This window comes from Polaribacter sp. 20A6 (genome assembly GCF_011378915.1).
Lineage (GTDB): Bacteria > Bacteroidota > Bacteroidia > Flavobacteriales > Flavobacteriaceae > Polaribacter > Polaribacter sejongensis.
In genome coordinates this window covers 474,435-499,662 of sequence record NZ_WTPZ01000001.1, presented here as the reverse complement: position 1 = coordinate 499,662, position 25,228 = coordinate 474,435, and the positions used below count along the sequence as shown (strand labels likewise).

General features: G+C 30.2%; 15 protein-coding genes. 2 read left to right on the top strand and 13 right to left on the bottom strand.

Annotated features, from left to right (window positions below; all coding sequences use genetic code 11):
* Positions 1–133 precede the first annotated feature (133 nt).
* Genes GQS57_RS02080 through GQS57_RS02070 form a run of 3 tightly spaced genes read right to left on the bottom strand, consistent with a single transcriptional unit; the run spans position 134 to position 3,413 of the window.
* Positions 134–1,615, bottom strand: a complete 1,482-nt coding sequence (locus GQS57_RS02080) for a xylulokinase (RefSeq protein ID WP_165730736.1) — start codon at positions 1,613–1,615, stop codon at positions 134–136.
* Positions 1,616–1,619: 4 nt separating this feature from the next.
* Positions 1,620–2,621: a GntR family transcriptional regulator gene (locus tag GQS57_RS02075; RefSeq protein WP_165730734.1), complete on the bottom strand. Its 1,002-nt coding sequence runs from the start codon at positions 2,619–2,621 to the stop codon at positions 1,620–1,622.
* Positions 2,622–2,651: 30 nt separating this feature from the next.
* The gene (locus GQS57_RS02070) at positions 2,652–3,413 is read right to left on the bottom strand and encodes a ThuA domain-containing protein (protein ID WP_165730732.1); all 762 of its coding nucleotides are present in this window, start codon (positions 3,411–3,413) and stop codon (positions 2,652–2,654) included.
* Positions 3,414–4,237: 824 nt separating this feature from the next.
* Between GQS57_RS02070 and GQS57_RS02065 the strand changes: the two genes are divergently transcribed.
* Entirely contained in the window at positions 4,238–7,489 is a 3,252-nt protein-coding gene (locus GQS57_RS02065) for a TonB-dependent receptor (protein WP_205860171.1), read from the top strand.
* Between the two features lie 24 nt (positions 7,490–7,513).
* On the top strand, positions 7,514–9,406 hold the full coding sequence (locus tag GQS57_RS02060; RefSeq protein ID WP_205860170.1) for a RagB/SusD family nutrient uptake outer membrane protein: 1,893 nt from the start codon (positions 7,514–7,516) through the stop codon (positions 9,404–9,406).
* Positions 9,407–10,273: 867 nt separating this feature from the next.
* Here the strand turns inward: GQS57_RS02060 and GQS57_RS02055 are convergent.
* From GQS57_RS02055 to GQS57_RS02010, 10 genes are all read right to left on the bottom strand, one after another.
* Entirely contained in the window at positions 10,274–11,572 is a 1,299-nt protein-coding gene (locus GQS57_RS02055) for a TRAP transporter large permease (RefSeq protein WP_165730730.1), read from the bottom strand.
* A gap of 6 nt (positions 11,573–11,578) precedes the next feature.
* Positions 11,579–12,049, bottom strand: a complete 471-nt coding sequence (locus GQS57_RS02050) for a TRAP transporter small permease (protein ID WP_165730728.1) — start codon at positions 12,047–12,049, stop codon at positions 11,579–11,581.
* Entirely contained in the window at positions 12,049–13,035 is a 987-nt protein-coding gene (locus GQS57_RS02045; RefSeq protein WP_165730726.1) for a TRAP transporter substrate-binding protein, read from the bottom strand. Before GQS57_RS02045 ends, GQS57_RS02050 begins: the two co-directional genes overlap by 1 nt.
* A 476-nt stretch (positions 13,036–13,511) precedes the next feature.
* Positions 13,512–14,153 (bottom strand): hypothetical protein, encoded by a 642-nt coding sequence (locus GQS57_RS02040; RefSeq protein ID WP_165730724.1) that lies wholly within the window; start codon positions 14,151–14,153, stop codon positions 13,512–13,514.
* Between the two features lie 91 nt (positions 14,154–14,244).
* Entirely contained in the window at positions 14,245–15,279 is a 1,035-nt protein-coding gene (locus GQS57_RS02035; RefSeq protein ID WP_165730722.1) for a hypothetical protein, read from the bottom strand.
* A gap of 84 nt (positions 15,280–15,363) precedes the next feature.
* A complete protein-coding gene (locus GQS57_RS02030) occupies positions 15,364–16,680 on the bottom strand; it encodes a RagB/SusD family nutrient uptake outer membrane protein (RefSeq protein ID WP_165730720.1) in 1,317 nt (438 codons plus the stop codon).
* A 10-nt stretch (positions 16,681–16,690) separates the two neighbouring features.
* Positions 16,691–19,984: a SusC/RagA family TonB-linked outer membrane protein gene (locus tag GQS57_RS02025; protein ID WP_165730718.1), complete on the bottom strand. Its 3,294-nt coding sequence runs from the start codon at positions 19,982–19,984 to the stop codon at positions 16,691–16,693.
* Positions 19,985–19,987: 3 nt separating this feature from the next.
* The gene (locus GQS57_RS02020; protein ID WP_165730717.1) at positions 19,988–22,543 is read right to left on the bottom strand and encodes a zinc-dependent metalloprotease; all 2,556 of its coding nucleotides are present in this window, start codon (positions 22,541–22,543) and stop codon (positions 19,988–19,990) included.
* 90 nt (positions 22,544–22,633) lie between these two features.
* Complete coding sequence (locus GQS57_RS02015) at positions 22,634–24,277, bottom strand: sensor histidine kinase (protein WP_165730715.1); 1,644 nt, start codon at positions 24,275–24,277, stop codon at positions 22,634–22,636.
* A 1-nt stretch (position 24,278) separates the two neighbouring features.
* Positions 24,279–25,049, bottom strand: a complete 771-nt coding sequence (locus tag GQS57_RS02010) for a LytTR family DNA-binding domain-containing protein (RefSeq protein WP_165730713.1) — start codon at positions 25,047–25,049, stop codon at positions 24,279–24,281.
* Positions 25,050–25,228: the final 179 nt, after the last annotated feature.

Sequence of the window (25,228 nt, the reverse complement as noted above, 5' to 3'; positions counted from 1 at the left end):
TGTTTTATGTACTGCATTCGCGTTAGGGATTGCAGTGGAAATCCTTTTTATGAGTTACTAATAAAAAGATTGATGCCTTTCGACTTCGCTCAAGATAAACTCCAAGCCCGACCTTTTTAGGAACGCACAAATACTATTTATTTAAAACGAGTTCTAACTCTTTTTTCCAATTTTGATAAGCTTCTAAATATGGTTTTTGGTCTTTAAAAGGCATAAAAGTCATAACGTGATCATTGTCCATTATCGCTTTGCTGAAAGCTTCGAAATCTCCTTTATGAAGATTTGCCGCTCTTGCCGCACCAATTGCACCGGTGGTATTGTAGATTTCTATTTCTTGCTGAATTAAAGTGGCAACGGTATTTGCAAAAATTTCTGAACGAAATAAATTATCGTTTCCTGCTCTTATAACACTTGGTTTAATTCCGTCTGATTTTAAAATTTCTATTCCGTATACAAATGAGAACGCAATACCCTCTAAAGCTGCTCTACACATGTGGCCTTTATGATGATTATTAAGGTTCATATTTACAATACGTGTACCTATTTCTTTGTTATTTAACATGCGTTCTGCACCGTTACCAAAGGGAATTAAGCAAACTCCGTCTGAACCAACAGGAATTTCTGAAGCCAAGTTATTCATCTCTTCGTAAGAATTTACATCCAAATTATTTAGCAACCAACGATACTGAATTCCGGCTCCGTTAATATTTAATAGTTTACCGATTCTTTTATTTTCTGATGAATAATTTACGTGTGCAAAATTGTTAACGCGCGTACTTTCTTTTCCTGATAAATTATCTGTAACCGCATAGACAACACCAGATGTTCCGCCAGTTGCAGCAACTTCTCCGGGATTAAATACGTTTAAAGAAAGTGCATTATTTGGTTGATCTCCGGCTCTGTAATAAATTGGAGTTCCGGCTGCAATACCGCTTTCTTGCTCTCCTTTTTCATCCACTAAAGATTGAATTCCGAAGGTGTCTACAATATCTGGTACTAAAGATTTGTCTATCCCGTAATATTCTAAAAGGAAATCTGCTACGGAATTGTTCTTAAAATCCCAAAAGATACCTTCTGATAAACCTGAAATTGTGGTATTTATTTTGTTTGAAAATTTATATGCCACATAATCTCCTGGCAACATAAATTTATAAATCTTCTTATAAATATCTGGCTCATTTTCTTTTACCCATTTTAATTTTGAAGCTGTAAAGTTTGCTGGTGAGTTTAATAAATGTGAAGCACATTTTTCTGTTCCAATTCCAGCAAAAGCCTTGTTACCAATCTCTACCGCTCTACTATCGCACCAAATAATACTTTTACGAAGTGGTTCTCCTTTTTTATCTACCAACACTAAACCGTGCATTTGATAAGAAATACCAATTCCTTTTATTTGGGTTCTGCTAACATTATATTGCTTTTTCAAACTTGTAATGGCGTTACAAATATGTAGCCACCAATCGTTTGGTTTCTGTTCTGCCCAACCGTTTTTCTGAGCAAACATGCTCATTTCCTCTTTGGGTTCTTGTACAACTCCCAAGCTTTTACCGGTTGCAATTTCTACTAGTGCAGCTTTTATGGAAGAGCTTCCAATATCTAATCCTAAGTAATACATAATTTTACAATGATTCTCTTATTATTAATTTTGTTGGAACATAATACTGCATTGGTTTTTCTTGTAATACAAACTCTGCAGCCTTGGTTCCTAATTCTTTAAAATCTGTTGAAATAACTGATATTCCTTTATAAATAAATTTTTTCATTGGTGTTTCATTGTAGGATAAAAAACCAACATCAACCCCAGGTTCTAAATTTTTGATTTTACATTGTTCTAAAAAAACACCTAACATTCTATCGCTTGTGCTTATATACGCAGCATCTTTTTGGAGAGAGAAAGCATTAGGATCTGTAACTATTTGATATTTAAATTGAAATAATTCACAATATTTTTTAAAATAAGTAATCGTTTCTATCGGGTGATATGTATAGGTTGGATATAAAAAAACCAGTTCTTTATACTTTCTAAAAACATCTACTGCTTCTTTTAAAGCTTCATAAAAAGAGTTACCAAAGTCTTGAAAAACATAATTATTACTAGTATTGGAATGTACGCTCCAATCTATCAACAATAATTTATCATTATCAATGTCTGCTAATACAGAAGGTACCTCATCATTATTAAAAGTCATAACTACATACTTATAATATTTTCCGGCTGCATTGTTTAAAATTGTTTTAAAATTATCTATATTATAATGATGAAACTGCACATCTGTAATAATATTATCTGGCAAATTATTAACAAATGAATGGTACAAAACTTCTTTATAAGCCTTAAAAGTATCTAAGAGTAATAAAACTTTTTTAGTTTCATTTGCTACATAATATCCTTTATTAGGTACAGATTCTATAACACCATTTTCTTTTAAAATTGAATACGCTTTAAAAACGGTATCTCTAGAGAGCTTACTCATTTTGCAAATTTTGTTTACAGAAGGTAAAGCATCTCCTTTTTGTAATATATTTTCTCCAATAGCATCATTAATAGCATTTACCAATTGCTGATATTTTGGTATATCGCTTTCATGATTAATGGTTAGTGAAATTATACTTTTATTCATGTTTTTCTATGCTGTTATTTAAATATGTTACTATTCTTTAGATGGCTTTTTTATTTGTTTTAAACCTGCTGCCCAAAGAATTCCTCCTTCAATCATTTTTATAAACCGAACATCTGTATAAGATTCATTTGTATGCCCTAAACCTGTATAAAAGACTCTACCTCCATCATAATTATGAAACCAAGTTATTGGATGTCTTTTTGTATGCATTCTTTTTCCTTGATAAGAACTTTCGTCTAAAGAAGCCAATACATTAACGTATTTTGCAACAGGCTTTATAAAATTATACCATTCGTCTTTAAAAACTTCTTCTTTTTTTAAGTGATTAACTGCAGGATGATTACTAGACTTGTCAATCATCAAACTTGCATTTTGCACCTTTGGATGATCTTTAAAAGTAGCTCCCACCATTTCATTATACCAACCCCATTCTTTTTCCGTATCGGAAGCAGCATGAATACCTACAAATCCATTACCTTTTTCTATATATCTTTTAAATACTTTTTGCTGCAGATCATTAAAAATATTTCCGGTTGTATTTAAGAATACCAACACGTTATATTTTTTTAAATTTTCATCAGTAAAATCATTAGAATTTTCTGAAAAGCTAACATTCCAATTATTTTTAGCCCCCAACTCGGTCATTAGTGTAACACCTGCTGGAATAGATTTATGGCGAAAAGCTGCCGTTTTAGAAAAAACTAAAATATTTGGATTACTATTTTGAGACTGAATACTACCAACTATAATTAATAGAAATAAAACAATAAAAGTTATTTTCTTATAAGACATTTTTAATAATTTAAATTTGGTGTAAAGACTACATTAAAATCATTCTGTTCTGTTCCGGTATGCAACAGTGTAAATATATATTTAAAATTTTAAAAAATTGATATAATACTTTATTAAATAAAAATAAATTTATAAAAACTATAATTTTCAGAATAAAAAAAACACTTAAAAACAGAATTATTTCTTTAAAATATTAATATCATTAACAAAAACTTAGCATAACTTATAATGCAAACTACATAAAGCATAATCCTTTTATTAGTCTTTAAAATCTAAAATCAACATCATTTTTTTTAACACTTAAACTCTCTAAAAACGTTTAATAAAAGTATATTTATATTTTTAACAGCATACATTAATAACAACTATCAATTCATCTCTTAAAATATAATAATTAAATGCTTTTTAAACTCCACAATTCTTATTCTCTAAGTAATTTTTATTCAATTTTGAAATTAAACCAACAAACTAATTAAGTAAAACACACTTTTTAGATTGTATCTTCTATAAGTTAAAATTTTCAACACAATTAAAAAATCAGATTTACATTCTTTTCAAAGACCTAAAAAGAACATGTAAAAATAAAGATTACACATTCATATATAATATTATGTTAAAATACTATTACCATTACATAATTAACAAAAAAAAGAGATAATAACCTCATATCAATGATTTAACAGGGTATAATTTATTAAATGGATGATATTTTATGTCCTTTGAATACTAATTTACAATCTGTTTCTCTAATAATTTTTAACATTGTTTAACGATTTAATAACAAAGAAAATCGATACAAATTAATTAACTTAAAAAAATAATTTATGACTAAACTAAGACAATGTCAGATTAATCTGAAAATTTTCGCAAGTCTATTTTGGATAGTGGGCTTTGTGATTTGTGGTTCATTTACACAGTTGCACGCAGCCACACCAACTTATTCTTCTTTTGACAACAACCAAGACAGAACTATAACTGGTCAAATTTTAGGAGCAGAAGACAAAATGCCTCTTCCTGGAGTAACTATTATAGTAAAAGGAACAACTACTGGTACAGTTTCTGATTTTGATGGAAATTATACTATTAGTATTCCTGAAAATGCAACTTTAGTTTATTCTTACTTAGGCTATGTTACTAAAGAAGTTATTGTTGGAAATAGTAACTCTATTAATGTGAGTCTTATATACGACTCTACTACATTAGATGAAATTGTTATTGTTGGTTTTGGTACACAGAAAAAAGCTACACTTACAGGATCTGTAGCACAAGTAAAAGGTGACGAAGTTATAAAAGGGAAAGGAACATCTAGTGCTGTATTAGCATTACAAGGTGAGGTTCCTGGTTTAGTGGTAACACGTTCATCTACTCGTCCTGGTGTAGAAGGAACTTCTATTAGCATTCGTGGAGACATTTCTGTTAATAGTATTAGTCCTCTTATTTTATTAGATGGTGTAGAAATTTCACAAGGAGACTTATCTGCAATTAACGCAAATGATATAGAAACTTACTCTATATTAAAAGATGCATCTGCTGCAATATTTGGAACTAAAGCTGCAGGTGGAGTTATACTTGTAACTACTAAAAAAGGGAAACAAGGAAAAATGAGAATTACTTATAAAGGTGAAACTCAATTAAATTTACCTAAAGAATTCCCTGTTGCAAATATGAGTGAATTTGCAGATGCATGGTTAGCAGCAGCAACAAATGATGCTATTGATTTTGTTGATGGTGATGGAAATGCTCAAACAGCAGCAACAAGTTTTAGATTTTTTACAGAAGAACAGTTTCAGATGATGTCTAACGGAACATTACCAACAGCTCCAGATTCTTTTTATGTATTTGGTAATGATCATTACTTTTCTGATACGAGTCAGTTTGATGCTGTTTACGGCACAACGATTACAGAAAGACATGATTTATCTCTTTCTGGAGGTAATGAAAATGCTACCTACAGAACATCTTTTGGGTATGCAAACGAACGCTCTCCAATAGCATTTGTATACGACGGACAAAAACGTTACAACTTTAGAACAAATGTAGGATACAAAGTAAATGATTTTATAAAAACAGATTTTAATATCTCTTATAACAGTAGCACTATAGACACACCTACACAAGGTATTGGATTTGGAATTCAAGATATGAATATTTTTCCACTGTATAATCCTGATGGACAATTTTACGATAATTTTGGAGGAAACAATCCTCTTGCATATTTAAAAGAAGGTGGTCGTGTAATAAACCGTACTAATGTATTTCGTTTAGGAGGTAAGATCTCGGTAGACTTAGACAAATACGTAGAAGGATTAGCTTTCTCTTACTTTGGAAACATAGCAATGACACAAAGTAGAAAAAATAAAACCTGGAAACCTGTAACAATGTACGATTGGGAAGGAAACGAAACAAGTACTCCAACAACATTATTTAACTCTAAATTAGAGGTAACAGAGGCAGATTACGTATTTCAAAACCATATTTTTCAAATAAATTACAACCGTTCTTTCGGAAATCATAATTTAGGTGTTATGGCAGGGTATACAGCAGAACAGTCAGAAACAGATAAATACTTTATGTCTCGTTCTAATTTAGTTGATGCATCTCTAAATGATTTAAATGCTTTTGATACTCCTACACAAACAAATAGTGGAGGAAGTAATGTAGTTGGTTTGGTATCTTATTTAGGGAAAATAAATTACAATTACAAAGAAACTTATTTATTAGAAGCGTTAGGTCGTAGAGATGGTTCTTCTCGTTTACACCCAGACTATAGATGGAAAAACTTCTTTGGAGCCTCTACAGGTATTGTATTCTCTGAAATGTCATTTATGGATGATAGTAAAATTAACTTATTAAAATTACGTGCATCATACGGAGAAACAGGTTCTGTAACAGGTATTGGTGCTTACGATTATTATTCTAGTATTGGTAATGGTACTGTATTGTTTGGTAATACGCCACAATTAACATCAACCTCTAATATTAGCGGAATGACTTCTTTAAACCGTACTTGGGAGCGTGTATCTACAAGTAATATTGCTGTAGATTTTGGGCTATTAGATAATAGATTATCAGGTAGTGCAGAGTATTTTATTCGTAAAAATGATGATATGTTAGTTAATATTACATATCCAGAAATAATAGGTGCTACTGCTCCAAAAACAAATAGTGGTAATTTTAAAACTAAGGGTTATGAATTATCTTTAAACTGGAGAGATCGTATTGGAGATGATTTTACATACCGTGTTGGTCTTGCTTTTTGGGATAATGAAGGTGAAGTTACCAAAATGGAAGGAAAAACAACCATTGGTTTAGGTAAAAATAGTATTGTAGAAGGAAAACCATTAAATGCAATATATGCATATAAAACAGATGGTATATTATCTACAGAGAGTCAAGTATTAGATTATTATAACCAATATGGTTTTACAGATCCTTCAGACCAAACAGACATGAAAAACAAAACAAAGTTGCCTAATTACAGAAGTGCAGATCGTTTAGTACCAGGAACCGTAAACCGTGTAGATGTTAATGAAGATGGTATAATTAATGAAGACGATTTAGTTTACGTAGGCGATGCAAATCCTCATAAAAGTTTTGGTATTAATTTAGGATTCACTTATAAAAACTTCGATTTTAGTGCTTTCTTTCAAGGAGTTGCAGACATAAATATTGTTAGAACAGGTTCTCTTTCTTATCCATTTATGCAATGGTGGACAAATCAAAACCCGATTTTTACAGATAAAACCTGGACACCAGATAATCAAAATGCCGAATACCCTGCAGCTTTTCTTAACGGATCTAGAAAAACATGGAATTATGGAAATTTAAATGATGTTAATGTTATTAAGGCTGCATATTTAAGAGCCAAAGCAATATCTATTGGATATGGATTACCACAAGACGTGTTAGAAAAATTTGGAATGGATAAAATTCGTTTATCTATAACTGGTAACGATTTGTTTACAATTTCTAATATAAAAGATGGTTTAGATCCAGAATTTGGTGAAGGAACAAGACAAGGAAGTTTAATCCCTTTTTCATCTGCATTGATCTTTGGTCTTGAAATCGGATTTTAATTACTAATTTTAAATTTAAAGAATATGAAAAACATACATTATAATATAAAAAGAATAGGTCTAACAGCCATTGTAACGGCATTCATGTTTGCAGGATGCTCAGAATATCTAGACCAAGAGCCACTAGATTCTGTTACAGAAGCTGTTTATTTTACAACTCCGGAACAGTTTGAATTAGCTGCCAATTATTTTTATCGTCAATCATTTGGTTATGATGATGGAGACCAATCTTCAGATTTATCTGGAAATCTAGAAACTTCGCCTTCTTACGGTCAAGGTCAAACTTCTATTCCTACTTCAGACGAAATTTGGGATAATAATTATGATCAAATGAGAGAGGCCAATCAACTGATAGAAAAAGCTGCAGAATATGACGGAAATCAATCTGAAATAACAAGCTATGTAGCAACAGCTCATTTCTTTAGAGCTTGGAATCATTATAAATTATTATTACGTTTTGGTGGTGTACCAATAGTTACTCGTTCTTTAGACGTAGATTCAGAAGAATTACACGCTCCAAGAAATAGTCGCTACGAAGTAGTTAATCAAATATTTATTGATTTAGATGTAGCCATTGCAGGTTTACCTTCAGAAAACACAATTCCAGATTCTGAAAAAGGGAAACTTTCTACAGAAGCTGCTAAATCTTTTAAAGCTCGTATTTTATTATATGAAGCTACTTGGGAAAAATACGTAGGAACAGCAACAGACGGTGATGGACTTAACGTAGGAGCAGGATCTAATAAACCTGCAGGATATCCTAGTGTAGAAGAAATGTTAACAGAAGCAAAACAACAATCTTTAGCAGTTATTAATAGTGCAGCTTACCAATTATGGGATCATCGTGCAGAATTTGGAGATAGAAATTTATTTTATCTATTTAGTTTAGAAGATGATGGCTCTAACCCTGCTGGATTATCTAAAGCAAATAATAGAGAGTTTATTATTCAAACGGTTTATGACAACCCATTAAGAAGAATAAATCAAAACTTAACACATTCTAAAAAACATACACCTTCACGTAAATTAATGGATATGTATTTGTGTTCAGATGGTTTACCTGTACAACACTCATCAGTTTTTGAAGGCTATGATGAAATGATTTCAGAATTTCAGAACAGAGATTATCGTCTAACAAGTTTTGTTAGCGAACCTCTTAAAGAATATTGGGGTTGGGGAAATAGTACAAATGGTGGAGGTGCACAATATGGTGTAGATTTTGCAGATGCTGGTACAAATTTCGATTATAGATATGTTCCTCAATTAACAAGTCCTGCAGCAGGACGTAATATTGGATACCAAGGTGTTAAATTAACAACTGAAGATAAAGGAAGTGAAACTAAAGATGAGTCTTTTAATTACCCACATTTACGTTATGCAGAAGTATTATTAACATATGCTGAGGCAAGTGTAGAGTTAGGAGGAGGTGCAATTTCTGATAGTGATTTAGATATTTCTATTAATAAAATTAGAGAACGTTCTAATGTAGCACCTTTAACAAATGCATTAATTACTCCATATGCAGATTTAAATATGTTAGGAGAAATACGTAGAGAGCGTGCTATTGAGCTATTTGGTGAAAACCAACGTTTCAATGATTTAAAACGTTGGGGTATTGCAGAAGAAGAGCTTAGTCATGCTGTATCAACAACATACGTAATAGGTACAGAATTTGAAACAGCTGTAGACCCAAAGAACCCTAGTTCTACAATTTATAATCCTTCTGCATTCTCATATGGTACAACAACTACTGAACAATCAGTATCAAGTTACGCAGGTATAGCAACCACTAAACCAGGAGCATTAATTTTAGATATTTCAGGAAACAGAAACTTCTCTATAAGTAATTATATAGATCCTATTCCTTCTGTTCAGATAGATCAAAACCCAGAATTATTACAAAACCCTGGTTGGTAAATAATTGTTTTATTATTTGAATTATTTTACAATTAATTACAGCTGTAGATATAAAATATCTACAGCTGTTTTTTTTTATATAAGAACTTTACATTTATACTAAAAGTTGCATTTGGAAACGCTATTTCTATAGCTATAAGTTTACCATATTTTACCAATTTAAAGCTGAACAACACCTACACATCTAAAAAACACCTTCTTATACACACTAAATTAGTGTATAAATTGAATCGTTTATAAAAAAACTTTTTTTAACTAAACATAACTTTCCTATCGATATAACAATAATGTTTTATCATAATTTTTTGTCTTCTTAACAAATTGCAAAAGACATATTCAATTTAAAGTTACCTTACCTAAGGTTCGTTAAAATGAACGTTTAAAATTAGACGAAGTTCTTTCTTTTACAATTATAAACTCATTAATAGTTTGAAAAGATTATAAAGAGTCTATTATGAGAGTGAATAATACAATACTAATAATTAGATATGTATTGAGTTTCAATAATATTTATCTTTTCTTACAAGCCTTGTTTTTAATTATATTTTACTGTCCCAATCAATTATAAAAACAATTGCTTAAAACTTAATTTTAAAAGATAATAAGGCGGTTCCAACCACAATCCCTAATATATAATAGGGAAAAACATAAAGCACTTCCCTGAATATATAAAGTAGGACTATATTAAGGAAAGCCTTAATCAATCATTTAAATGAAATATTGTAGTATTGAATTATCAAACAATGAAAATTGCTTGGCTAAAAAGGTAATTGATATGTATAATTTCCACAAAGAAAAACCCAATACGTTTTAGTAAAACATATTGGGTTTTAAATTATTTATATGGATAAATAATTGATATCGATGCTACAACAAATCAAACTGTCTAGGTAACCAAAGTGTTAATTCCGGGAAATAAGTAATTAGTAACAACACACCTATCATTACCAAAAACAAGGGCAATAAAGGCTTTATTACTTGTTGTATTTTTAAATCTGCAACACTACATCCCACAAAAAGAACCGAGCCAACTGGTGGTGTACAAAGTCCAATACATAGATTCATGATCATAATAATTCCGAAATGAATAGGATTCATTCCTAATTCTGTTACTATTGGTAAAAAGATTGGTGTAAAGATTAAAACTGCCGGAGTTATATCCATAAAAACTCCTACAAATAATAATATTAAGTTGATAATAATTAAGATTATTACCGGATTATCACTAATAGCCAATAACGTATTACTAATTTCTTGCGGAATGTTTTCATAACTCATTACCCAAGACATTGCAATAGACGTTGCTATTAAAAATAGTACAATTGCAGATGTTCTTATTGTTTCTAAAAAAATTGGAGAGAGATCTTTTATTGTAATTTCTTTATAAACAAAACCTAAAACCAATGTATAAACTACCGCAATGGCAGAAGCTTCCGTTGCTGTAAAAATTCCGGCTACAATTCCTCCAATTACTACAACCAATAACATTAAACTAGGGAAAGCTGCAAGAAATCGTTTAAAAAACTCTTTAAAAGTTACTAATTTATCTGTCGGGTATTTTTTTATGATTGAATAAACTAAAGCAACAACCATCAAAGCAAAACCAATTAACAAACCAGGCACATAACCTGCTATAAATAATGCCGCAATAGAAACTCCTCCACTCGCTAAAGAATAAACAATTAATACGTTACTTGGTGGTATAATTAACCCTGTTGTAGCACTTGTAATATTTACAGCAGCACTAAAAGACTTATCATAACCTTCCTTCTCCATCATTGGGTTCATAAAACCACCAATGGCAGAAGCAGCCGCAACTGCAGAACCAGAGATTGCTCCGAACAACATACACGAAATAATGTTTACAAAAGCCAAGCCTCCAGGAAGTGGTCCTACAATAGCCTTAGCAAAATTGATTAATCTGACGGCAATTCCTCCCCGGTTCATAATTTGCCCTGCTAGGATAAAAAACGGAATTGCAGACAATGTAAAACTATCTAAAGATGTTGCCATTCTTTGCGCCATTGTAGCTACAGTTGGCAGAAAAGGCATTGAACTTAACAAGGTTAATAGGGCTGCTAAACCAACAGCATAGGCTATTGGGACTCTTAATGATAAGAAAATTAAAAAGCTGGTTACTAAAATTAGGACTTCAACTAAATTCATATCTTTTTAGGCTTTATTTAATTTTCTTTTATTAATTAATGTATCTATGGTGTAATAGCAAATTAGAATTCCAGAAATAGGAACCACTAAATAAACAATTCCCAAAGGAATCTCTAAAGTTGCAGATGTTTGACCGAACTGGAAGCTTAACTGACACAATCTAATTCCTCCAATAACCATTACTATAAAGGCAAAAAAGAAAGTAGATAAGTAGACAATTCCATCAAAGAAACTTTGTTTTTTTGCAACTACATGTTCCGGTATTAAATCAATCGCTAAATGTAAATGTTTACCAGTTGCATACGCAGCCCCCAATAATCCTATCCAAATTAGAGAGAAACTAGAAATTTCATCTGTTATAGTACTTGGTGCTCCTAAAATAAATCTTGAGAATACCTGCCACACAACACTTAACAACATTATTGTTAAGATTAAAAGCACTAATTTTTCTAATATATTATCAATTTTCGCTCTCATTATTGTTTGTTTTTTATGGATAGTATTAAGGACTTCATAGCTTCATTATCAGCAAACATATCTAAAACACCTTGCGTCTGTTCTTCAAAAGGTACTTTATCTGGATAAAAAACCTCCACACCTGCTTTTTTAACTGCTGCTAGAGATTCTTTTTCTGATGCTGCCCATAATTTTCTTTGTACAATTGTACTTTCTGCAACCGCTTCTTTTAACCAACCTTTCTCTTGTTCATTAAATCGTCCCCAAGTATCTGTACCAATTAATAAAACATCGGGTACCGACGTGTGTTCATCCAAAGAAAAAAACTTACAAACCTCATAATGTTTTGAAGTATAAAAACTTGGAGGATTATTCTCTGCTCCGTCTACAACTCCTTGTTGAAGTGCTGTATATAATTCTCCCCAAGAAATTGGTGTTGGAGACCCTCCCAAATCATTAACCATAGCAACTGCCATGTTACTTTTTTGAACTCTTATTTTTTTACCCTTTAAGTCTGCAGGTGATTTTACTGGTTTTTCTTTCATATAAAAACTTCTACTACCCGCGTCATAAAAAGTTAAACCTCGTAGTCTAAATTTTTCTCCTTTCAATAATAAATTGTCCCCTATCTCACTATCAAAAACACTAAACATATGTGTTTTATCTCTAAACATGTAGGGCACACTAAACACTTTATATTCTGGTATAAAATTCTCTAAAACAGCAGCAGATACTTTTGTAATATCTAAACTTCCAATTTGCAATAATTCTAAACATTCTCGCTCCCCACCTAATTGGCTACTTGGGTAAATGTTTACAATTAGTTTACCGTCTGATTTTTCTTTTAGTCGCTCCCCTAAAATTACCATTGCTTTGTGAACTGGATGTTGTGTGTCTAAAGCATGAGCTAACTTTAAAACTTTTACTGTTTTCTCAGTTTTACATCCAGATAAAGACAAGAGAAAAACAAAAAGAAAAGCAGTAATAACAGTATTTCTATTAATCATTATGTATAAAATTTATTAATTGTAAATTTAAAAACCACAACAGTTTATACATATAATTTATAAACCAATTCTATAACCTATTACCCATTTTGAAGTAAAAATGCCTAAAATAACTTTGTGATTAAAGCCCTTAGACTGTACGATTTCTTTTAATGTTATTCTGAGAGTTCATAAAACGTAAGACTTTTAAAAAGCAAGTAAACTTTTGTTTATTTTATAGATTGATATTATTAAACACACTTGTATATATATTTAGTTAAAATGAAACTAATGCCATCTTTGTTTAAATAAAACTTAAAAGAAAAAATATAAGTTATAAACTATCAATATAAATTTAGCTTTTCGATTTCTTATAGTGTAGAAATTCATCTAAAAAATAAATCCCTGAAGCAGCGCTTCAGGGATTTATTTGAATTTAAAAAACTTAATTGAATCTATCCATATTTCCTCAATACAAATCAATTTCGATTTTTCTCCTACTCCATTTTCCATATTCTAAGGAAACTGGTTTTAAAAGCTTCATCATTATTCGTTGATATACTATTTTCTAAATACGTTTGTATTTCATTCATTCTATGACTTCCTGAAGGATGGGTAAAAGAACTACCTCCTAACAAGTTTTGTAAAAAAGAAAAGTCTGTACTTAATAAACAAAACTCATTATTCAGTTTTGATTTAATTAAATGAATTGCAATTAAATCTGCTAAATATTCTGCTTTTTTATAATCGTTTGTGATACTACCCTTTGGTATGCTACCTTCTAAACCAAATAATCTTGCTTGCGGAATGGTTACTATATGTGCCACTTCATGTGATAAAGCAAATAGTTGAATATGTTTTTTTGTTACGTTTATCAAACCTTGGCTTATTTCTACATAGCCAAAACTAGCACCCGCATTTATGCTTAAATCACTTTTATCAATTTTAAATTCTGTAGGTATTTCTACATCAGAATATTCTTTAAATAAGGGTAAAACAGACTCGTTATATATTTTTATAATTTCTTCTTCTTTTGTTAATGGAATAATTTCATTTTCAGGAAGTATAACTTCGTTAGAGGAATTTGAATTGCAAGCGCACATCAAAAAAACTAAGAATATTAAACGGAATTTCTTCATTTAAAATAAGTGTTATATAAACAAACACCCTTAAAATTAAGGGTGCTTGTTTTAAAAATAAAAAAAAGGGGGTTGTTATTGATGCTATTTATTAATTAGCGTAATATGTAAATGTTTTTTCTACAGTATTTCCTCCATCATAAGAAGTATAAGAAGCACTTAAAGGGTAGTTATCAGTATTATATATATAAGTAACAACATCATCCGCTAAAGAACCAGAAATAGGGTTATTTGTATTTATTGATTCAATTCCGACATTAATAGCAGCATATGCGGTTGGATACATTCCTTTAAAAGGGTTATTATTAATATCGTAAGTAGCAATGTAATCAGTTCCGTATCTAACTTCTTTTGTAACGTTTCCATCAACAACAGTAAATAAAGTTTCAGTTACTTCATCTTCATCTCCTGTTTTATCTGTTCTTTTCTCAGAGATTAAATCTCCAAATTCATTATATGCATAATTATAAACGTACGTTAATACATCATCTACAGAATAATCTGCTTCTGTAATTTTTCCAGATTCATAAGTATAAATAGTGCTTTGATTAGTTGCTGTTACTTTTTTCTCTATTATTTGATTTTTATCGTCATAAACCAAATCAGTTACCGTTGTAATTATAGTTCCCCATTCATCTGCTTCTTTAGTTATTGAATTAGCAAAATTAGCATCGTTATAAGAATATGTAGTTGTTGATAAACCAAACCAAAGTTCATCTACCTCATAAGTTTTTAATTGAGAACCACTACCAACTTCACCACGAACAGTTATAGTTACAGTATAATTTTTAGTAGTAACTTCATCTTCTGCAGTTACCGTAAAAGTTTTAGCTTCACCATCTACAAAAGAAATTGCTGCACCAGAAACTGGAGAAACAGTTGCATTTTCTGAAACCATAATTGTAGGAACAACGGCAGTTAAGTTTGTTCCAAAAGGAACAGTAACAAGAATATCGGTTCCTAAGTCGTAAACAATATCAGCTGCATTTACACCATCAATAGCAATTGAAAAATCGGTAATAGTTGCCAAAGATGATTCTATTGGAGCATCATCATCACTTGAACATGAAACAGTTGTTACAGCTAAGGTTAAAAAAACAGTAAGAATCGAAAAAATTTTCTTCATAATTTAAATATTTAATTGGGTTATTTTTATCTTATTATTAAAATTGTAACCTATAAGATAATAAAGGGTTACAACTGTTTTTATTTATAAATTAGGGTTATTAATAGTAGCATCATTAGGAAAAGGAATCACATATCTAGCATCGTTTTCCTCTAATATGTAGGTTACTCCGTCAAAAATCTTAGTTAATTTAGGTTGCGTAGTTCTTCTTAAATCATTCCATCTTTGACCTTCAATAGCAAACTCTCTTCTACGTTCTTCTAAAATTTCTATTTTTAGGTCGTTACTTTTTAATGAATTTACGTTTGCTTTATAAGTATTAAAACCATCGGTTGTATATCTATTTTCTGCAAATGATATTAATTTTTCTTTTGCTAAAACATCTTTATTTAACGCAGCTAAACATTCTGCAATGGTTAAATGTAATTCGGCTGTTCTATAAGAAACTTTAAATTTAGTTTCTGCCCCTTTTTTAGAACTAAAACTTCCGTCTGTATTTTGCTTAAAATAAAGTGGAAAACGTAAATCTGTCGTTTGATTATAAGCGTTGATTAAAGCATCTGAAATGGTTGTATTACTAACCAAATCTACAGAAGCAATGGTTTCTAATGCCAAAATAGATTCTACGGAGTTGTATTCTGATGGCATTATAGAAGTATCAGCATTCAGATTTTGAATTTCAGCATTTATAGCAAGTGCTTCATTTGCTACGTCTATTGCTTTTTGCCATTCTTGTTGATATAAATACACACGCGACTTCAATGCTTTTATAGCAACTACAGAAAATCTATAATTATATCCTACATCTTGTTTTTGAATGTTTATTAATATTTCTGCTTTAGCAAGATCACTTAAAATTAATGCATACACTTCTTCAACCGTTTGCACATCATATTCCTTTTCTGCATCATATTCTGTAGTAATTGGCACACCAGCATCTGTATTTGCTGTTGCTTTATTGTAAGGTTTTGCGTATAGATTTATCAATTCAAAATACTGCATTGCACGTAAAGCGTACGCTTCTCCTACCAATTGTTCTTTCTCTGACAAATTTCCTTCTATAGTGGCTTCACTATTTATTACATGATTGGTGTAAAAAATAGTATTGTAAAAAGTAGCATACGGAAAAACAGTTGTTAAAGGACTTGGGTTTAGATCATTCCAAATAAAAAGATCTTGATAAAACTCTATTCCAGCTGCGTCTGCACTTAAAGATAATTCATCGGTTCTGTACGTTGTTAAAACCTTATGATTTTTGGCTATTGAATATGCTGAAGTTAGAAAACTTCTATACTCTTCTACAGATTTAGGGATTACTTGCCCTACTAGTTCAATATCTAAGTATTTATCACAAGAGATAAAACTTAAAGTGACAAAAATGCTATATATTAATTTTTTCATAAATTATTTTTTAAAAAGAAAGATTAAATCCTGCTGAAATAATTCTAGGAATAGGTTGTGCATATAAACTACCATACGTTTCTGGATCAAAAAAGCCATCATAATCTGTTCCGATCACAAATAAATTACGTCCTTCAAGGTTAAAGTTTAAGCTTGATATTTTTAACTTTTCTAACTTTTTGATAGGTATTGCATAACTCAACTTAATACTACTCACTCGGATATAAGAAATATCTTTTACCCAAATATCTAAGTCATTATACGTTTGTCCGTCATCTGAAGAATTGAACCAAGTGTACACTAAATCGGTATCGAAACCAGGAGAGGTTGCTCCAATTAATGCTGGATAATTACCAGTTCCTGCTTTTAAAATATCTGTACTATAATTATTTCCGGGTTGTGCTAAGGCAAGGTTATAACTTGGAGCAGCTTTTACAGTTTGTTTTATATTAAAATTAGTTAATACACGTAAATCAAATTGTTTGTATTTAAAACTATTTCTAAATCCACCACTAAACTTCGGTGTTCCATCGCCCACATAAGAATATAAATTTCTGTGTTCTTCTCTTGTTAATTGACTTCCGTTGGTTCCTGCTTCTAAATTATAAAAATCTACTGCAGAAACTTTTTTACCATCTTTCCAAAATAATGGTAATCCGTTGCTATCTAATCCTGCAGTTTTAATTGCAAAAATGGCATTTACACTATATCCTTTTAAAGAAGGTTTAAAGTCTTCTTCTCTAATTTCAATATTATCAACAATACTTTTATTGTGAGAGATATTTAAACCACTTGTCCATTTAAAATTAGGTGTATCAATATTGGTGGTATTTATAGCAAGTTCAAATCCTTTATTGCTTACAGTAGCCCAATTGGTATTGATAAAATTATAACCACTTTCTAATGGTACAGATCTTAAACCTATTAAATCGGTACTTTTTCTTGCATAATAATCTCCTGAGATATAGATTTTATTATTTAATAACCCTAAATCTAAACCGACGTTTGAGGATACTGTTTTTTCCCATCTTAAATTTCCATTAGGTGCGTTTAACGCTCTAATAGTTTCTTCGCTAACTCCCGGAAGAATCGATTCTGTATAATATTCTCCAACCACAAAAGGTGATGTAGACTTATCAATATTCCCTTGCACACCGTAAGATGCTCTTAGTTTTAAATCGGTTACAAAATCAACATTATACATAAAGTCTTCTTTATATACATTCCAAGAACCTGCAAAAGACCAAATAGGTAAGTATCTATATTTAGGATTTACCCCAAATAAGTTAGAACCATCATATCTTAAACTTGTAAAAGCTGTATATTTTTTATCGTATGTATAAGAAGCTGTTCCGAAGAAAGAAGCGTATGCATTTTCGCTCAATGTTTTTTGATAAGGATCAAATAAAGAATTGGTTAATGAACGTTCATCTGTAATAGCAACAGAAGTTAAAGTGTTTGCATTGTACCCAAAACCTTTGGTATGAATTTGTGTTCTTTTGTTTCTTCTAAATTCTGTCCCTAACATAACATCTAGTTCATGAACATCATTAAAAGAAGTGTTGTAATTAGCAGTTGTTTTCCAGTTATATTGAAAAACATCTGCATTCCAATTCTGAATAATTCCACCTTTAGGCATATAATAAGAAGTACCTGTAGATGATGCATATTCAGATCTTTGCTCATATTTACGGGTATAGTAACTGTCTTCTGCACTATACTTTTCAGTTTTATCAAAATCTAATTGTAAACCTAATTGTGTATTAAAGTGAATATCTTTATTCAATTTATAACCAACATCAAAAATGGCTTTTAATGAGCTTGATACTAACTCGTAATTCGTATTTTCTCTTTCTTCTAAAATATTATAATCTAGATTTAAATCTGATCTTTCTACCAAATCTGGATCATACATATAATTGCCATCCGCATCCTTTACTTTTAAATATGGATTGGCATTTCTTGAGTAATTAGAAGGATTTGTATATGCATCTGCTCCTGTAATATAAGAAGATGTTGTGGTTTGACTACCAAATAACGCTACACCAACTTTTAGTTTTTCGTTAACCTTAAAATTATCTTTTAACGTAATATTAAATCGTTTCTGACCTGTACCTTTCGTTGTTCCTTTTTCATCGAAAATACCTGTAGAAAAATAGTAATCATTATTTTCTGTTCCTCCAGAAAGACTAACACCATATTGTTGGTTTATAGCCATTTCATACAACTCATCTCCCCAATTAGTATTGGTGTTTTTTAAGTTATTGATATCATTTTGAGCATCACTAGAAATACTACCAAAACCATTATCTCTAAAATTGTCATACTCGCTGTAATTATTCAAAATTCTAGCAACTTCACCTCTATCTTGTTGATATTTTAAATCGGATCTACTTGCCAAAAGTAATTCGAAATCTACTTTTTGAGCAGAATTCATTAAATTCAACTTACTAAAATCTGGTTTTTGAGTTACAAATACATTCGCATTTACATTTATGCGCATTGCTCCTTTTTTTCCATTTTTACTAGTGATCACAATTACTCCATTTGCTGCTCTTGCACCATAAATAGAAGTAGCAGAAGCATCTTTTAAAACCGTAATACTTTCTATGTCTTCTGGATTTAAACCTGCAATTGGGTACGATTGTAAATTATCGATATTATCTTTATCTCTAAAATCTTGTGGAATATCATTTCCTTCTAACGGAATTCCGTCTAACACCCATAAAGGATCTGAAGAACCATTTAAAGTTGCAGCTCCTCTAATAGATATTTTTGAAGGTGCACCTGGAGCACCACTTATAGGCTGAATAGATACACCCGATAATTGCCCAACCAACATTTGATCTACACTAGCAACACCTGCTTGATTGATATCTGTCATTTCTACCTCTGCATAAGAAGAGGTTATTTTGCGCTTTTCAATTTTTTGATATCCAGTTAAAACAACTTCATCCAAACTTTCTGAACTCTCTTTTAAAGTAATAGATACGTTTGAAGTAATTTTAGAAACATCAATTTTTTCAGTTTCATATCCCATATAAGAAACCAAAAGAAACTTAATGTCTGCTCCTATTTTTAGAGAAAAATTACCATCAAAATCTGTGGTAGTTCCCAACATTGTGCCTTGTATAACTCCGTCTGTATTGGTTGTATTTCCTATAATTGCAGACGATGCGTACACAGATGCACCAACAATTGGCATTTTAAAGCCAGCGTCAATAACTTTTCCGTTGATTACTTTTTCTTGCTGTGCAAAAAGTAAACTAGGAATAAAAACTAACAGGTATATTAATTTCTTCATGATTTAATTTTTCAAATTATATTCAATTCTTGCCATTAAATCACTATAATGTGCTTTAGTAGCTCTATTTCCTCTATTTTTCTTTCTTTTTAAAAGCACCAATATTTTCTCTAATGCAGCTCTTTTACTAGTTCCAATATCTGCAACTCTAGGTAAATATGAAAAGTGTACATTTTTAAAATTATTAGCGTCTTCAGAAATTGTATTTTCCTTTGTTTTTTCTAACAACTTATTTCTATCTACAGTTAAAACATCTACATAGTTTTTCTGTGTAATACGATCAAACATATCTAAAGATGCTCCTTTCTGAGTTTTCTGAAAAATGGCTTCAAATAAACGATCAAACACATACTCTTCTGTAAAAACGTCTGTATCATCACTTTCTAAAACTTTGTTTTCCGTAATTCTCATCAACCTTTCTGTCTTTATCAAAGCATAAATAACATTTGTTTGATGAATGCGTAACATAGAAACAGGTGAGTAATATCTTTCTCCGTCTGGAGCATCTCTTACGGCAAAAACTTTATTTATAATTTCCGGCATAAATAACCATTTCTGAGGTAAAACAGCATTTTTTATAATATAATTCAATGCTTCCTTCTGTCTTTTAACAGATACAGGTTCAAAGGTATTTTTACCATCTCCATAAACGGTATTGTTAACATAAACACCACCAATATTTGCCATTACATGACCGTTATAAGTTCCCCATTGATCTATAACCGCTTTGTACAATTTAGATGCTTTGTAATAATCTTGCCCTTCTGCCGCTGTCCAATCTAAAATGTTTGGCAATATTCTCTTTAAATTCTTCAATCCGTATTCACTTGCTTTTACAGCATCATCTCCCAAATCTTCACTTTGAGACCTTGGATCAATTATTTCAGCTTGTTGCGGTCCATAAAAATATAAAGGATCATTTTCGTGCTGACGAATCCATTGGTTTAAAATAGGAAGTTCTTCGTGAGCAGACGTATTTTCAATCCAACGATATCCCCAATCAATTGCATAGGTATCATACACACCAATTTTAGGTGTAATATCCGTAACCTTATCTTCTGGTTGCGCTACATAATTAAAACGAGCATAATCCATAATAGACGGTGCTGTTCCTCCCATTTTAGAGGTAAACGTTTTAGATCTTAAAGAATCTACTGGGTAGCTAAATGATGCGCCCATGTTATGTTTTAATCCAAAGGTATGGCCAACTTCGTGCGATGAAACAAAACGAATTGCTTCTCCCATATGTTGATTTGTAAACTTGTTTGGTCTTGCTTTTACATCAATAGGACCTGTTTGTACACGAATCCAAGAATGCAAACCCTTCATTAAATTATGCCACCAAATAATATCCGATTCTAATATTTCTCCACTTCTAGGATCTACAATAGAAGGTCCCATAGCATTCTGTTTTTCTGATGCTGCATAGGTAATTACAGAATATCGTACATCATCTGCATCAAAATATTTATCCTCTTTAGAAGGAAACTTTACTTTTAATACATTTTTAAATCCAGCTGCTTCAAAAGCAACATTCCAATCATACACACCCTGTTCTATAAAGGGACGCCATTGTTTTGGGGTAGCAGGATCTAAATAATAAATGATTTGTTTTTTTGGTTGCACCAATTCTCCACGTTTATATTTTTCAATATCTTCCTCTTTAGGCTCTAACCTCCATCTTGTAATCATTTCTCTAGATTCAACTTCTTGTTGATCATCAGAAAAATAATCCATTGGTTTTGTAAAATACCCAATACGTTTGTCTGAAAAACGAGGTTTCATTACATCTGTTGGTAATAAAATAATATTTGTAGTAACACCTATTGATAAAGGTAAAGCAGCACTTCCGCCTTCTTTTACAGAGGTCGTTAATAAAGATTTTACAACAATGTTTTCTGGAAAAGATTTAATGCTTTCTAAAATAGATAAGTTTGTTTTTACACTTCCCCCCAAACCAATATTGGTTAATACATCACTAAAACTTTGCTCTTTACCATTAAAAATTTTATTCACTTTAATAAATACAGAAGTGGAATCGGTGTTTTTGGTTTCAATTTCAAATTCTTCTATAATAGATTCTCCAAAGTTATCTTTTACTGATAAAGTAATTGCATCATTTTCGGGAGATTGAACCCTAGGATTTATCGTTTTAACCCAAACTTTATTTAAAACAGTGTCTTTATAAAATCGAACAAGTTTGGTTTCAAAAGTCATTCCTTTGTTTAATCCATGTCCGTTTAAGGCATAAGGAACGCTAGATACTTTATTTACAATTAATAAATCTCTTGATAATAATGAATCTGGAACTTCAAAATAGTAATCTTCTTTTATAGCATATACATTGAACAATCCTTTTTTAACGTTTCCTTCTTTTAAAAATTTCTGATACGTCAATTTTTTAGCATCAGTTGTTTTTATAGAGTCTTTTTTCTCTTGGTGATCTTTCTTTGCATTTTCTTTTTTACTCTGAGAAAAACCAGAAAAACTAATCAGAATTAAAATAGCAACAATTAAATTCTGAACCAATAAAGTACCTTTTAAAGAGGTTGTTTTCATAAATGATATTATTAAAACATCAAATTTGCTTGTTATTAACAACTTAGAAAAACAAAACAGAGTGAACTCATTAAAAAACGGAGTGAAATGCTATTTTTGAGTAATATATGGTAATTTACACACGTATTCATCACCAATTACTCCCGTTTTAAAGGTGTAAATTTGATAATATTGGTATGTATTCTCTAAATAATTCAACCCAATATAATAGCTATCCTTGGTTTTACACTTTCTTGGTGTGTAATTATTTTTGACCGTAATAAACTCTTTATCAATAAAAATCTGAATAACCAACGGATTTTGTTTTGTTATTTCATTGTGTTTTATTGCATTTTCTACCAACGTTTCTAAAGATAGAAAGGGTATTTTTTTAAGTAAAATGGTTTCATCACAATTATTTTTAATTATTACATGTAAACTCTTATTAAATCTAATTTCTTGTAAAAAAATATACTGTTCTAAAAAGCTCATTTCTTTTTTTACAGAAATTAAATTCCCTTCTCTCTCATCTAAAAGGTATCTATAAACATCGGCTAACTTTAAGACAAACTGTTGTGACAAATCTGGATTTACATCAATTAAAACATGCAGTGAATTTAAACTATTGAATAAAAAGTGAGGATTTATCTTTTTCTTAAGTTGATTCAATTGAAGAATTGCATTTTCTTTCTGATACTTTTCATTGCTATATATTAATTGCTCCTTCTCTTCTACTACCTTTAAATTTTCTACATATTCTTTTTTTAACTGCAATCTAGAAGCTATTAAAAGCAACATAAATGTAGTAAATGCTAAAAAACTAATCCAAGAAAAATATCCTTGTAAATTTTTTGTGGTTTCTTTTAAATGAATATCAACAGGAAAACTAACGACAACAATTAAAGGAGTATTTCCTATTTTAATGGTATCGAAATATCGTAAAACCTCTAAATCTAAAAACTCTGATATGGCTTTATCTTTAAGAGAGTTGATATTATTTGGTACATAGTATCCATTAATTTTAAGAGAACTATTTAAAATTTGTTCAATAGAAATGGTACTAAAATAAGTGTCTATTTTTTTCCCTATGTACGCCGTATCCGGATGCAACATACAAATACCGTCTTTATTGGTAACTACCGTATAACCACCATCTCCTTTATAAGTTTCAGAAAAATAGCGCCAAAATGAAATTAAATCAACATCATAACCTGTATAAACAACGGTATTGTTTGGTAATTTTTTAATATAGATTTTCCTATTAATTACGTTATTTGATCTCGTTATAATAGTATCTATAACCACCTCATCTTCTACAAAATGAATATTTTTTAGAAATGTATGTATTTCGTTTTGATACAAAGAATCTTTCTTATTCGAAAAATGAGTTTCACTTATTGTATTAGGTAGATTTATGGACACAAAACTATTATAAATGCTATGATTCTCTATAGCCAAATCTGAAGTGAATAGTAATTTCTCCTTTAAAAATTCAAAAGAATTATTTTGTGAATTTCTAAGAATTTTTTGGGAGTTTTTGAAAGAGTTATTCAGTTGATTAAATTCAAAAGCTACAATATTTTCTTTGGATTTTAAATTACCTTGAATAATATCTTGAATTAAATCTTCTGTAACCGATGTAATTTTAGGCGTAATTAATGAACTTCCAATAAAAAAAACAGCAATCAACAGCATACTTATATATAAATATTGCTGATGCTTTTTTAAACGAGTCCAAAATATAGAGGTTTGCATATTAATTATTTAACCATTCTTTAAAAGGACGCACATTTTTTGAACTAATTAAAACAAAATCATTTTGTTTAGAAGAAGGTTCTAATTCTATTTTTAAACGATTCTGACTGTATTTGATAATTGTTTTTATAGCTGTATGTCTTACAATGAATTTTCTATTTATTTTAAAAAAATCTTTTTTTGATAACTTTAAATCTAAATTCATGATTGTATCATCATACAAAAAACTGTCTCCTTTAATTGTATATAAAAAAAGAGATTTGTTTTCTGCCATAAAATAGGCAATTTCATCAGCAGTTATAGAAATTAATTTTTCGCCTCTAGAAACTAAAAATCGTTGTTGCGCTTCTTTTATTTCTTTAGTTTTTTTAAAATGATTTAATAGTTTTTCTAAATCACTAGAATCATTAGCAGGAGTTATCGCGTAGTTTTTATACTTTTCTAGCGCAGTATTTAATTTATGTTTGTCGTATGGCTTTAATAAATAATCAATAGCAAAAAATTGAAATGATTGAATTGCATACTGATCAAATGCTGTTGTAAAAATAATTGGAACATTAATTTTTAAAGCTTCAAAAATCTCAAAACTTTCTCCATCTCCTAAATGAATATCACTTAAAATTAGATCGCACGAGTTATGTTGAAACCACGCTATAGATTGTGCAACACTTTCTAATCGCTTTATAATGTTTACAGTGAAATCACTTTTTAACAGTAATTTATCTAAAGACGCAGCTGCTAAATCTTCATCTTCAATAATAACAATATCCATTCTAAATTATTTATATTTTTATAAGCCGAGGGCAACTTACTCAATATTATTATAAATAATTATGGTTATTTATAATGATATTGAAAAGCAAAAATATGAAACTAAAATTTAGTACTACTTTGTTTATTAGAACCATCGCAAAAATTAAAAAATTCATTTTATTTAAACGAAACAAGAAA